This window comes from Litchfieldia stipae, assembly GCF_014837155.1.
Lineage (GTDB): Bacteria > Bacillota > Bacilli > Bacillales > Bacillaceae_L > Litchfieldia.
In genome coordinates this window covers 121,655-136,260 of the sequence record NZ_JACYHA010000004.1, presented here as the reverse complement: position 1 = coordinate 136,260, position 14,606 = coordinate 121,655, and the positions used below count along the sequence as shown (strand labels likewise).

11 protein-coding genes are annotated in these 14,606 nt (G+C 35.7%); all 11 read right to left on the bottom strand.

Translation table 11 applies throughout. The features are described 5' to 3' along the window. Positions 1 to 164 precede the first annotated feature (164 nt). Positions 165 to 1,997: a heparinase II/III family protein gene (locus F7888_RS06665; RefSeq protein ID WP_191778399.1), complete on the bottom strand. Its 1,833-nt coding sequence runs from the start codon at positions 1,995 to 1,997 to the stop codon at positions 165 to 167. 8 nt (positions 1,998 to 2,005) lie between these two features. Further along, the gene (locus F7888_RS06660) at positions 2,006 to 3,862 is read right to left on the bottom strand and encodes a DUF2264 domain-containing protein (RefSeq protein WP_225228632.1); all 1,857 of its coding nucleotides are present in this window, start codon (positions 3,860 to 3,862) and stop codon (positions 2,006 to 2,008) included. 47 nt (positions 3,863 to 3,909) lie between these two features. Next, entirely contained in the window at positions 3,910 to 5,037 is a 1,128-nt protein-coding gene (locus F7888_RS06655) for a glycoside hydrolase family 88 protein (RefSeq protein ID WP_191778398.1), read from the bottom strand. 23 nt (positions 5,038 to 5,060) lie between these two features. Beyond that, entirely contained in the window at positions 5,061 to 6,674 is a 1,614-nt protein-coding gene (locus F7888_RS06650; RefSeq protein WP_191778397.1) for a response regulator transcription factor, read from the bottom strand. Then, positions 6,667 to 8,499 carry a cache domain-containing sensor histidine kinase gene (locus F7888_RS06645; protein ID WP_191778396.1) on the bottom strand — a complete coding sequence of 611 codons (1,833 nt, stop codon included), beginning with the start codon at positions 8,497 to 8,499 and terminating at the stop codon, positions 6,667 to 6,669. Before F7888_RS06645 ends, F7888_RS06650 begins: the two co-directional genes overlap by 8 nt. Before the next feature lie 160 nt (positions 8,500 to 8,659). After that, on the bottom strand, positions 8,660 to 10,021 hold the full coding sequence (locus F7888_RS06640) for an ABC transporter substrate-binding protein (RefSeq protein WP_191778395.1): 1,362 nt from the start codon (positions 10,019 to 10,021) through the stop codon (positions 8,660 to 8,662). A 155-nt stretch (positions 10,022 to 10,176) separates the two neighbouring features. After that, the gene (locus tag F7888_RS06635; protein ID WP_191778394.1) at positions 10,177 to 11,010 is read right to left on the bottom strand and encodes a carbohydrate ABC transporter permease; all 834 of its coding nucleotides are present in this window, start codon (positions 11,008 to 11,010) and stop codon (positions 10,177 to 10,179) included. Between the two features lie 14 nt (positions 11,011 to 11,024). Then, positions 11,025 to 11,972 carry a carbohydrate ABC transporter permease gene (locus F7888_RS06630; RefSeq protein WP_191778393.1) on the bottom strand — a complete coding sequence of 316 codons (948 nt, stop codon included), beginning with the start codon at positions 11,970 to 11,972 and terminating at the stop codon, positions 11,025 to 11,027. Between the two features lie 337 nt (positions 11,973 to 12,309). Continuing rightward, a complete protein-coding gene (locus tag F7888_RS06625; RefSeq protein WP_191778392.1) occupies positions 12,310 to 12,930 on the bottom strand; it encodes a YesL family protein in 621 nt (206 codons plus the stop codon). Positions 12,931 to 13,030: 100 nt separating this feature from the next. Continuing rightward, entirely contained in the window at positions 13,031 to 13,687 is a 657-nt protein-coding gene (locus F7888_RS06620) for a ThuA domain-containing protein (protein ID WP_191778391.1), read from the bottom strand. Positions 13,688 to 13,770: 83 nt separating this feature from the next. Next, positions 13,771 to 14,601 (bottom strand): 5-dehydro-4-deoxy-D-glucuronate isomerase, encoded by an 831-nt coding sequence (gene kduI, locus F7888_RS06615; RefSeq protein WP_191778390.1) that lies wholly within the window; start codon positions 14,599 to 14,601, stop codon positions 13,771 to 13,773. Between the last annotated feature and the right edge of the window lie 5 nt (positions 14,602 to 14,606).

The following is a 14,606-nucleotide window of genomic DNA, read 5'->3' as shown; positions in this document are numbered from 1 at the left end:
TCAACAAAGTAGTTATAAATTAAATATAAACCATTTTTTTGTATTAATACAAACTTTTAATATTAATTATTAGTTTGAATGTTGATTCATACAAAATTTTAGTACTAAAACATTTTTCTGAAAGAGTAATATTAAAAAACCTGCCCATTAGGACAGGTTTCATATTATAACAACTGAAAGCGAAATTCTAATTGAACAATCGATTTAGGTTCATTTACTTTAAAATCTAGCATTAGTAATTTTTCTACTTTACCAGAGTGATTGATAAATTCAGCCTCTTGATAATCAAAATCTAGCATACTTCTATCAAATATAATTTTCAGTTTTCGTTTACCTTTCAATATCACACCATCCTGCTCTTCAGTGACATGAAGAACTGGAGCTATGAAGCGTTCAATAATGCAGGATGGTGTTTCTTTGAATAAATAGGCATCTGACAAAATGAGTTTTCTATTGTCATCTTTCTTCTTCCAGCTAAATGTTCTAACCAACTTTTCCAGTGACTTAATTTCATAAGCTTTTGTCATTTCGATTTCCACTCGATCGATGTCATCGTGCAATGAGACATCTGTGATTGTCGCGAAATGTGAGATTCCTTCAGCTTGAAACTGATTATTTATAATCGGTACAGAATGCCCTTGTGAACCATTACATAAGAATGAATAACGCTCCTCACCGAAATAACCATCACAGTACATCCCACTTCCTAAATCCTTAAGCAAAGTTTCACCATCTGCTTGTAGAATAAAGTGACCTATATCGTTATGATTATGAGGTTCGTCATTATGTCCACCCTTACAAGCAAAAACTAATCGATCATTCCTCGAAATAAGCCACTGTGAATCGCTCATATAATAAGTTGCATTTTGCCAAGGCTTCCCTGTTTCATTCTCATTAAACCACAGTAGATTTCTGAAGGCTGGTGCCCATCTGCTGCAATGGTCTGCTGTAAAAGGAGCACGAAGGTCTTCTTCCGGCACCTCTACATCTGAGTAGATATCCTTTAAATAATGACTTAATCCTAAAAACACTGTTGCTTTCTCCGTTGAATCGGAAAAGTTCACAACCTGATTTCTATGAATGAAACATTTTTGTTGAAATAAGGCGATGTGATGTACTTTTTCTGAGGTAAATAAATTTAATGCCCCATCCGTTTTTTTCTTTAATAAATCAGCAAAATACGTAAAATAGCCGAAACCATATTGCCAGTATCCATAGCCTTCCATACACGTACCATCTTCATTGAATCCCTGTAAATAATAATTCAGCGAATGAAGAACACGTTCTAGTATACTAGTTAGCCTTTCTTCATCATTGATAAGGTGTAAGGCAGCAGCTCCAATAGACCCTGCACATACTGCCGCCCAATTATGAGTGGAAGTTTCCCAATGAAAGCTAGGCTGATTACAGAAAGGTAATAATACTCGACGATAAATCTCCTCAACCATTCGTTTTTGTATGAGCGGATCAAGGAAATTCTCCGTTAATTTATATATTTCACTTAGAGTAAAAGCTGTTTCGGAAGCAAATAAATCAATCGTATATTGTTGGTTATAAATGGACCCAAGCATTGTTTCATCAAAGCTTGAATCCATCTCAGGACTATTTTTTAAATGAGCAGGTAAACACCAAGTATATTCATTACAGATTGACCAAATAGAATCTTGAAGCTGCTCTTGATAAATTGATTGATTAGGCTCAATCAACGTCATTAAAGCAAAAACATTCAGTCGATTTCTTTTTTCAAAATAAACCTTCTCGTACTCTAGGCGTAATCCTTTGTCACGAAAGATAGAAAACGTAGAGAATGGGATTTCATGGACTGGTTCCTGTAGTAACCTCTCAGCTTCTTCTATGATTTCTGCAAGTAATGGCTGATAAGCTGGATTTGTTTTAATAGATTTGAACCATTCGTCTTGCTCCACTTTATTTGAAAATAATAGAGATCCTTTTTGTTTTCCGATCACTTTTTTTATTTCATCTATTTTTGTAAACAACTGTGAACTCACCTCGACTCGTTCAGCAATATCTCGATTGGATGACCGGCTTCCATACAAATAGTTATTTTTAAATCAGTTACTTCAACTGTCGGGATCTGTTCCCATGACTTTTTACTATTCACTTCTCCATACACAGCACTTACTAGCAGGCTTGTGCCAGGGTGAATTCTCGTTTTGATGGTTGGAATCACTGTGCGAGAGTTTAATAGGTTTGTATTAGCATTAGGGAAGATTAACTCAGCTTTCCCACCACCAAATAAACGTTTGATTCCACAAGCACCTACTGGCATATTGGCAAGACATTCTTGCTCTTGTTCAATACGTTCGAGATTTACCTTCCCAACTTTATCCTCGATACCTAGCGCAAATCCTCCATCAGCAGTATCTAAAAGTCGATTTGTTTGAATCTCATGAACTCGAATATGCCAAGGATTCCCTGGAATAAGCCATGTTTTCACCTCAACATCGTGCCATGGCTTCCATTTTGTGAAGATATAATCTTCAGTTATGTTATATTCTTCACTTAGTCTTTTTACACGGTAAATATTGTCCCCTTCGCTCAATGCAAGCATTGAATCAAAGGCACCCTGAGCAAGCCCCCACTCTGCTCGGGGAACACTAAATCCAAAAACATTCGAATAAGCAAACTTTTCATATTTAGCAGAAGTATGCGTATGTTCATTTGTTCCACTATGCCCTGAGTTAAATGCAACAAGGTGCTCACTTTCTTCATCTCGACAAAACACTAAATGCGGTTCTTTTTGAATTGATTTCTCTTTTAGCATTGGTAATGGTTCTTCCTCGACCTGCCAAAATGGATGTTCTTCTGTAAGAGCTAAAGGTAAAAATGTTTTCAATGCCCAGTAAGGAGAACCTGGAGAATTGTAGTTTTCTGCCATAACTAAATTTGGATATGCATATCCTATTGTTAGAAGGCCGTTGTCATCTAGAATTTCTTGATCAAACCACCAACGGAGATTTCTAAGAATTAATCCTTTCATCACACCGAGTGAGAATGGTTTGATATCAGCAAATACTGCAGCACTCCAGAACGAAGACTGGGCAAATCGATAGGTTAAGCTTCTACCATATGGAAGTGCTGAACCATCTTTAGCAAACCAATAGATAAAATCTTGCGCGAATTCCTCTGCTCTAGACTTATACTTTTCGGAACGTACAGGATCTTCCTTCTCCATAACCTTTGCATAAATCAACCCGTAAAAATGAATCGCAAATGGGATGTAATATTCACTATGACCGTCGATTCCGTCCGAATACCACCCATTTGATAAATAAAACTCATCAATTCGATTTAAATTATCTTCTACTTTTTGTCGATCATAAGGCTCACCAACATGCTTTAACCCTAAATTAACAAGGATCGGAAAGAACAACCAGTTACAATCCCAGACTGGATGTTCATTAATTTGTTGGAGCCATGTACTAAAATGATGTTTTTCTTCAACACTTAACGGTTCCCATATTTTATCTGGGATGAGTAGAAGTGCTAGACCATAAACAGCCATCTCTACCATTCGTTGATCGTAATCATTGATTTCTCCCCAATACTCTTCATGAGTTGGATTTGTTCCATTCTTGATTCCTTGAAGATGCAAATCCCATATCTCATACTCTTCATTTGTACCAGCGAGAAATGGAGCAAGCCCCCATAACACTCTAGAGAAGCCTTCCATTTCAGCTACAGAATCAGAATATGCTGCACCGGTCTTTCCTAATCGTAATCTTGCACGTCCATTGCTGTAATAAGGCTTTAATGGATCACAAATTTGTTTTAATAGATTCGCAACATCTTCTCTTGTTTTAATTGGATTCGTTGCAACAGGGGAATCACTTATCATCATTTGTTCAGTCACTCCTTATTTATTGTTCATAACCGCAATCTATCGATTTACCAAAATAGTTCCTTATAACCTTTTAAAGTAGATAATCCTTCTACAAAGTAGTAATCGCCGTATATAAGTGGTACGTCTATATTTTTTCCTTCAGGGTAATGACTTGTTCCATGTAGAATTAAACCGTCCTGACCTTGATTATCCCAATCACCGTAGTTCTCATATAATGACTTAAGAATTTTTACTCCTGCATCTTTGTAGATTCCCGCTTCTATTGAATCTACCTGTTGAGATATATGCAGTAATCCGCATGCAGCAATCGCTCCTGCTGATGAATCCCGATATTTTGTCACCTCTTCAGGAAGTCTGAAGTCCCAATGCGGTACTGAGTCATCTGGTAAATTTGCGATAAAGAAATGGGAAACTTTTTTTGCTGCTTGTAGATACTTATCTTCTTTTGTATATTGGAATAACAATGATAAGCCGTATACAGCCCATGATGCCCCTCTTGACCATGCTGATTCAGGTGCAAATCCTTGTCCGCCAATCGCCTCTATTTTCTCACCCGTTTCTGGATCAAATCGAATGATATGGTGAACCGAGCCATCTTCGCGAATAAAATGAGCCAATACCGTTTCACCGTGTTTCTTTGCTACATGACTAAATCGCGGATCGCCAGTGACCTCAGACGCCCAAAATAAGAGTGGTAGATTCATTAAACAATCAATAATGGCCCAGCCAGAGTTTTCGTCCCCTTCACGCCAAGGATTCCACGCACGAATATAGTTACCTTCAGAATTAAATCTTCCCATTAACAAGTTTGCTACTAAAAGTGCGCGTCTTTTTGACTCTTCATCTCCTAGCAGCTTATATCTCGCAACACTAGTTAATGTCCACATGAATCCCATGTCGTGGTCGAGCTTATAATAATCTGTAATGACTTGATCTAATCGTTCCTCACATTGCTCTGCAATTTCTTTTAATGACTCATCCTTTGTATCTCTGTGAACTAACCAAAGGAGACCTGGCCAGAATCCAGCGGTCCACCAATAAGGCTCCTCACATTTATATGTTCCATCTACACTTGCATGCGGAAAGTTAGCGCCAATCTTTTTACTCGTTCTCACTACTTTTTCGTTTACTTTTAGTATGGCTTCATCAACCCATTGTAAATGATTTGTCATGTGATCCTCACCTTTTCGCTTATTTATACTTTTTCTCCTCTAAATTCGATTGGGGTGACTCCAGTATAATTTCTAAATACTTTTATAAAATAACTCTGATTATCGTAGCCTAGTCGTTCACAAATTTTCCCTACTGGATCAATCGTTTGCTCAAGTAATTCTTTTGCTCGATTAATCTTCGCTTTTGTGACGTACTCAACAAACGTTTCTCCAACCTCTTTTTTGAATAACCGACTAAAATAACTTGAATTCAAATAAAGGTGCTTTGCTACTTCATCTAATGTGATTTTCTTTTCCAAATTCAGTGACACATATTTAAAGGCTTCGATTACTTCTTTGCGTTGAGTCCTTGTAGAGATTTCGTCAACTGAAGAAAGAAGTGCGCCAAAGTAGGTAATAAGCCATTTTTTCATTTCTTCTATTGAATCGATCTCTACCATTTCTTCATGAAGAATCTCTGCAGAATATTTCGTCCCAAAAATTTGAAGCGTCTTCATTTTCACTTTTACATCTAATAGGAGTTTTAACACCCAGTCCTTTACACTTTCTTGAGAGTACTGCTTTTCTCTAAATTCATCAGTCCATTTTGTAACAAATGAATCGATTTTTTTAGCATCTCTTTCTATAATGAATTGCCTTATTTCAATAGATGCCTCATCATACCAAGCAAATAATCCTTCCGTAATTGCTTTATCAGCTCGTTTTTTTTCAATACTTCCCTTACTCATATAAAAACGTTGATTAGTGCTCTTTAATAAGCTATCAAGTTCTACTTTAAATGCAGGAAGATGATGATCAAGCACCTCTCCTACTATAAAAGACAATGAAATATTTAATGTATTTAATACGTTTTGTTGTATTTTTTTCATGCACTCATTTGCTTTTCCATAACAATCTTTTTTTACATTTGAACTATAAGGGAAGAACAAAAATGACTCCTTATTACCAAGTGTAAAGTGAACAATGTCTTGATTGTATTCCTGTAACACTTCACCAATTACGTTTTGAATCGAAAACACTAAAGTGTCTTCAGTAAGATAAAGATTCTTTGCCAATCGGTACTCTTGAATCGTGCATAGTACAGGAATATATGCTTGTTTTTTTAATGATAAGCCAAATGAATTTGCCTCTTCATACCATTCTTTGTCATCATAGATTGGTTGATATATAGATTTCCTAATGAACTCTTTTTTGATTGATTCACGGTTTCGCTCGACGATATGCTCTAACTTACAGCTTTTTAAATTTTTTTCCTTTTCTATGTCAAGATTTTCCTTTAGTTTTATTAATACTGTTGATAAGTCCTTGGGATTAAGGGTATCTTTAAGTAAATAATCTTGCACTTTGAGCTGTAATGCCTGTCTTGCAAACTCGAACTCACTATGGCAAGTTAATACACAGACTTGAATGGTTGGCCTTGATTCCTTTATATGTTTGATTAGCTCTATTCCATTCATCTTAGGCATGCCAATATCAGTGATTAATATATCTGGCATTTCCTGGAATGCATGCTGAAGTGCACTAGCTCCGTTTTCATGAATACTTTGAAGCTTCAATCCAAGCTGCTCCCATTCAATTGTTTCTGACAATAACTCTAATACTGGATAGTCATCATCCACTAGCATCACTTTATACATAAGGTATGTTACCTCCTCTAGAAACTAACATAATCACCTTTGTACCGCTTCCTTCTACACTATGAACTTCCATTTTGAAAGATTCACCAAAGGTCATTCGCATTCTTTCATATACATTAGAGATTCCTAGACTTGAGAAACCTTTTTTGTTTGTTACAAGGCTAGGGTCTTTGTGTATCACTAGATTTTGCCGAAGTCTTTGTAGGGTTTCCTCATCCATGCCTTGGCCATTATCCTGTACAATTACGACAAAATCATTTTGTTGGATATATGCTTCAAGTGATATTGTCCCTGCACTTTGATTTAACCCATGAATCATTGAGTTTTCAATAATAGGCTGTAGAATAAAGCGTGGAATCACTTCCATATAGGCCTCACGCGATACTTCAATATCAAAGGTCACTTTTTCCTTCTGGCGCATATTCATGAGCTTAACAAAATCCTCGACAATTTCTACTTCTTCTTTAAAAGTAATCATGCCTTTGTCCTTATCAATTGTCAGCCTTAACAATTTTGAAAGTGAACTGATCATTTCTGCACTATCATAATCACCTTTTCTCATCACCTTCATTCTGATTGAATTCAGTACATTGAAGAGAAAATGAGGATTAATCTGTGCCTGTAACATCGCAAATTCTGCTTTCCGTTTTCTTTTATGGGTTTCTGTTATTTCTAGAATCATCTCATTAATTCGATCTAACATTTGATCAAATGAGTTTGAGAGTTGACCAATTTCATCCTCTGTTTGTATGTTGGAGCGAACTGTTAAATTACCACCTTGTATCGCCGCCGCTACATTTCTTAAATGGACAAGTGGCCTTGTAATCGTTTGTAGTACAGAAGTTAATAGAAGAAAGAAAATGATGAATGAAATCAATTGAGCAAAGAATACTTTGTCAAAGATTGTGTTTATTTTACTAATAGCTTCCTTATATGGATTTATAGAAATTAGCTTCCATCCTGTATTTGCTATGGGATGATCTGCATAAAGATAGTCTTCGTTTGATATTTCAATAATGTTTGAAAAGCTATCCTTCTGTATTTGTTCCAAATAGGGAAACAATCTACCAATTTGATCATTATTTTTGTGAGATATTATCTCATTTGTAGTTGAATCAATTAGTAAGATCTCACCACTACCTGGTATACTTTCAAAAGCTTGTTTAATTTTACTTTCCATTATAGTGACAATCACGTAGCCATAAATTTTTAAATTCGCATCACTTAATGTTCGTGCTACAGAAATCTGATAAGGATTCCTCATTACCTCTGATTTAAAAACCGTCGGCTTACTTCCAATCCATACTGCCTCATAGCCATGGACATCTTCTAATTCCTTAAACCATGATTCATGAAATAAGTTCTCCGGGTCATAATCATATACCGGGTAGTTTGTATAGTGCTTTCCATTTCGTAGAAGAATGGTCACATATGATTTTTCACCTAGTAACGTAATATTATCAATTGTTTTTGCAACTTTTTGATTTTCAATATAATCCTCATATTTCTGATTTTCAGGTAAGTCAGAGTGATTAATAGCATCTTCTCTTGCATTTTTCTTTAAAATGGTATTAATCTCTGAATCTAATTGTACAAAATTAGCCGCGTATAGCATGTCTTCAAGTATTTTTGAAACATATTCACCCGCTAACTTCAGCTCACGATCAGCATTTGAAATCGCTTGTTCTTTCATTGCATCTTTTGTTAAATAACTATTAAAAAATAAAGTCATAATAGCTGGAATAACAACACATATGACAGAAGTCAAAATGACTTTAAAACGAAAAGAATGGGGCGTCAGCTTTTGCTGAATCCGATTCCACATAACCCAACCTCCTCTAGTCGAAAACCTTAGATGTTCGCCAAAGAAAGCGCAACCATCTTCGTTTCTCTTATACTATCACGAAATGATTTATTCTAATAGTAAAAGAAAAAGAAGGGGGCAGAAACGGTCTACGCCCCAACACTATTTTTTTATCAATCTATTATTTGTTGTTATCGATAATTTCTTGTACACGCTCTTGAGTTGAATTTACAGTTGCATCAACATCTTGATCGCCTAAGATTAATTTTTCATATTCATCATTAATAACTTTGTAAATCTCTGATTGATACTCAACTGGTGGAATAATCTTAGATGATTGAGCACTCTTTAGTACTCTTAATAGAGAATCTTTATCTACTTTCTCTGGACTTACAGTTCCTGCTAGGATACCATCAATAATTGTTCCAAGGTCATCTTCACTTACACCATTCCATGAAGGAACGTTTTTACCTTGTACAATTTGTCCTTCTGTTGTATACCAACGAATAAATGTATATGCTTCTTCTTTAAGATCTGAATTTGCAGCTACTGCCATAAAGTCAGTTGTTACAGGAGTATAACCAGGTGCACCTGCTTCATTTGTTGGATATGGTGCAACAGCTACATTAAAGTCTAATGGGAATTGATCAGTTCCACCTAATTCAGTATTCATCCAGCTTCCAATTAGGATTGTACTTGCATCTTGAGCAAAGAATTGATTACGATAGTGAAGTTTTTGTGAAATAATATCTGTGTAAGGTACAGCCGATTTATCTACTTTTTCCATTTGTACACGCATCTCTAATGTTTTACGGAAAAGTGGGCTATCAATGTTTGATGTACCATCTGCTTTTACGAATTCAGTATTATCCTCTTCACTTGCTAGAGCCAACTTCATAAATTCCATCCAACCGCCACCCTGTGGTCCGTGGAAGAATGTTCCATAATGATCATCTGTCGTTAACTGCTTCGCATAATCCATAAAGTCATCCCAAGTCCATTCAGTTGGAACTTCAAGACCCGCTGCATCTAAATGATCCTTATTAAGTAAGACATACCAAGGATTGAATTTTCCAGGAAGTGCATAATAGCTATCATTTAATTTCGTATCTACTTTGTATTCCTCAGTTAATACATATCCATCTTTCTCAATAAATTCATCAATAGGTGCTACCATTCCTAATGCCACACGTTGAGCATAACTAGCTGGATCACTGAACATTAATACATCTAATTGTTCTCCAGAAGCAGCAGCTAAATCAAGTTTTTGAAGTGATTCTTGGGTATCACCCTTTTCACTAAGAATAACTAGATCTACATTAATCTTTGGATATTCTTCTTCAAAGGCTGCAATTGTTTCTGCCCAGTTATAACTTGCTTCGTTACCATGAGTATGGAATTTAATCGTCACTGTTTCTTCTGAAGATCCATTATCACTGCCACCACTTGTACCAGTTGTCGTATTTCCTCCATCTCCTGAGCATGCAGCTAAGCTACCAAGTAAAATCGTTGATGCAAAAATCGTTGATAAAAACTTTTTCATTTTTAATTCCCCCTTCTCTTTTTGTAAGCCCTTACTTTGTATTCACTTAGAAAACCCTTACATCACGAATTATAACAAAGGGCTTTCTATCTGATATGAAAATAATTTTACCTAAACTATAACTATTTTGACTTTCATTTCTATTTTTAGATGATTTATCCTTTTACTCCACCTAATGCAATGCCATCTATTACTTGTTTTTGTCCAATCACAAAGATAATTAATAAAGGTAAGATCGCTGATACAGCGGCTGCCATGATGAGTGAATAAAACTCTCCATTAATAGTTGTGAATTTCTGCATCGCCAGCTGGATTGTATAAAGAGCGTCAGTACGTAAGAAGATTAATGGATTTTGATAATCATTCCATGTCCAGATGAATCTCAAAATTGCGTACGTTGCAACAGCTGGACGAACAATTGGTAGAGCAATCATCCAGAAAATTCTCCAATGACCTGCGCCATCAATCTTTGCAGCTTCAATATATTCATTATGAATCCCCATAAAGAATTGTCTAAGCATAAATGTTCCAAGTACACTAAAGCTACCTAATAAGACAAGTCCTAGATGACTATCAAACAATCCAATATTACGATATAGAATAAACTGTGGAACTAAGCTTGCTTGTGGTGGAACCATATAAGTTGCTAATACGATGATAAACAGCCACTTACCAGCTGGGAAGTTAACTTTTGAAAAACCGTATGCTGCCATCGCAGAGATAGTACATGACACAACAGTCGTTGAGACTGCTACTTTAATAGAATTCCAGTAGTAGACATAAAACGGAAACTGCCCGAACCAAACTTCTTGATAGTTATTAATCCCATTCCATCGCTCTGGAATCCATTGAATTGGAAATGTAAATACATCTGCTTCTATTTTAAACGAAGTAGAAAGCATCCAAGCAAAAGGTAATAAAAACATGATACTAACTATAAAAACAATAACTGTAGTTATAAGCTTTGGTATACTTAATTTCTTTAACATGAAGTTTCCTCCCCTCAATAATTAACCCATTTCTTTTGACCGAGCCACTGAAAAATAGTGATCAAGAATACGATAAAGAATAAGATGACGGCCATAGCTGATGAATAACCAATATCTAAGTTAACAAATGCAGTATCATACAAATGCCATACAAGCATACTTGTTGAATGTAATGGACCACCTTTTGTTAGTACAGCAATAAGATCAAATACCTTAAATGTAGAAATGATTCCTGTTATTAGTAAGAAAAATGATGTTGGTGATACCATCGGGAATGTAATCTTTCTGAATTTATCCCAGGAGTTTGCTCCATCCATTTCAGCTGCTTCATATAACTCTTTCGGAATTGATTGAAGACCTGCAATATAAATAATTAGATTGAACCCAACTGATATCCAAACTTGAATTAACATAACAGAGAATAAAGCAAACTGTGGGTCTGCAATCCACTTTGGAGGATCTGTAATACCAAGTGACATTAATGTTTGGTTAATTGGTCCTGCTGAAGGGTGAAATAGTACTTGCCATACTACAGCAATTGCAACAACACTAGAGATATATGGCATGAAGAAGGCTACTTTAAAGTAACTCTTCATGTAAACGCTTTTATCAATGACAACAGCTAACACAAGGGAGATGATCATACAGATTGGTACTGTAAATAAGAATATCCCATTATTTAAGAGCGATTTCAAGAAAACCCTGTCATTAAACAACTCTTTAAAATTATCCAGCCCCACCCACTTCAGCTGATCAATATTCTGTATAAATTTCCAATCAGCAAAGCTTAGAGTAAAGGTCGCGAAGATTGGTAATAGGACCAAGATTGACACACCAATTAGCATTGGAGCTACAAAAAGAACCCCCGCTAGATTTTCAGATTTTTGAAGAGATGATTTTTTCTTATTTGAAGTTTCACGCTTCACCTTTGAGGAACTAGTTATTTCTGCCTTTGTACTCATAGATTTTCTCCTCTCATTTAATATAACTCTATTATATGAAAATAAAATTGCTAACACTTAACGCTATTTTGATGAGATATGCAATTATTTTTACTTTTTTTACAAAAGGCTGTTTTCTCAAAGTTTGTTGTTGTTTTGAGACGAATTATTAAGAATGAGATTTCTAGCAGACTGAATACACTCAAGATTCCCGTGGGATGCGTGTGTCCCCACAGGACGCGGAGTGTATTTAAGGCTGCGGTATTAAAAGCAACAATATATACGAAAACAGCCTTAAAAAAATACTCTTCAGACGTTAACATGACAAATAACGTCTGAAGAGAGTAAAGTAAGATCCCTAATTGGCTTTTGGTTTAATTGTCGCAAAGATTGAATAGGAAAAGTACATAAGTACAAAACTTAACCCGCTCCCAAAGAAGAGTAGCGCTACCCCTGGAAACATAATACTAATTAATATCCCTGTTGCGATCGCTAGTGCCATGATGATTGTGCGAATGGGAAAAGATGAACCTAATAGTATGGCAGATTTATAATAATGAAAGATACTTCCCTCAAAATGCACATACACCGGGAATATATATATAAGTACAACTGATAGTAAAATAGAAATGATGATAAAACACACTAATAGGATATAATGAAGCATACCACTCATTGCATGGATTAAAACCCAATCAACATACATAATTCCTAGAATAAAAATAAGTGAAAACGATAGTAGATTTGACTTTTTAAACTCTCTTTTATAAATTGACCAGAAGGTAGAGAATATTGGTAGATCACTCTCTCCCATAACTAGCTTTCTGACGATAGAAAACATCGCTACTGTGGATGGGGCAATTCCAATGACGATAAAGCCTACGAGTGTAAAGAACATCCATAAGAGATTGATATATGCTAGCTTAGAAATCCAATCAAAGATTCGGAATAATCCACCTGTTAAACCTGTTGTCTCCATAGTTATCCCTCCATTAAAGGACATTATAGCTTTATTTTAATTGAAAACGCTTTAAATTCTTTTGTACTTTTTTTACTTCTTTTAAAAAATTTTTACATCTTTACATTCTACAACTCCATTTAAGAGAATTGTAAAGTAATTCTGTTACTGCCTCATCCATCATCGCCACTTTGCTATGTCCAGGTGTAATACAAATAACTCGTCCTTTACCATATTCATGTGACCATCCTGCAATGGAGCTTCCATCTTGTGAAATGGCACGGAGAAATACATTGGTGTGCTGCTCATCACACGTAACAAAATAATGCTCATCTTTCATTTCAAATGGTTGGATGTCAGTAATTGTGTTAGTATTTTCTACTGGGAAATAGGAAACAACTTGTTGTTCCGACGGATGATAATCAAATTTCCCACGAACCATTGAATAATAGTTTCCTACCATTTCATATGACGAAAGCCCTGAATGCCATACGAACCAGCCTCCACCATTATTCACATACTCACAAACCTCCTTTTCAATCTTTAAATCCATCCAATAGCTAGTAGGACTTTCAACCGGATTTAATTGATTTGCCTTAGAAAGAATGACTGCATCAGGACGATCTTTTAGTTTAACCATTAACTCTTCATATGTAATGTACTCTACCTCTACCGGATTCCCCTCTTCAATCCCCCTTTTAACCACAGCATTAAGGGCTTCTACTCTACTCACTTCTTCATGATAATAATCTCCTAGAATGGCAAGAACTCGTTTCATCAGTACACTCTCCTTCCATAAAAATAAGTGCCTAAAACCTTTGACTATGACTTCATAGTAAGGGTCTTAGGCACTTTTATCAATTATTTTAATTCATCCATTGCTACAGGATCCATGTCTGTGAAGGTATAGTTCTCTCCAGCCATTGCCCAAATGAATGTGTAATTGCTAGTTCCTACACCAGAATGAATAGACCATGGTGGTGAAAGAACGGCTTGCTCATTCTGAACCACGATATGACGTGTTTCATTTGGCTCACCCATGAAATGGAAAACTCTTGAATTTTCGTCCATATCGAAATATAGATACACTTCCATACGACGATCATGAAGATGAGCTGGCATTGTATTCCACATATTATTAGGCTCTAACAAAGTCATTCCCATCATTAATTGACAGCTTTGAAGGCCATCAGCATGAATATATTTGTAAATTGTACGCTTATTTGATTCACTATCTGAACCTAAATGCGTCGGCTGTGCATCTTCAATCGGTGCTTTCTTAGTTGGATATTTCTTATGTGCTGGTGTTGAAACAAGATAGAATTTAGCTGGATCAGCCGCATTACTACTTTCAAATAATACTTCTTTATTTCCTAAGCCTACATATAAACAATCTCTTTTGTTTAATGTATGTGCTTCTCCATCAACTAATACAGTACCCTCTGCTCCAATATTAATGATCCCGACTTCTCTTCTTTCTAAGAAGTATTCAGTCTTAAGTGTATCTTGGTCTTCAAGCTTAAGAGCTTGACCTGTTGGAATCGCTCCTCCAGTTACAACACGATCATAATGAGAGTATGTCATATTGATTTCTCCTGGAACAAACAGTGATTCCATTAGAAAGTCACTTCTTAATCGTTCTGTTTTATATGTAAGAAAATCTGTTGGATTTGTCGTATGTCTGATTTCCATTTGAT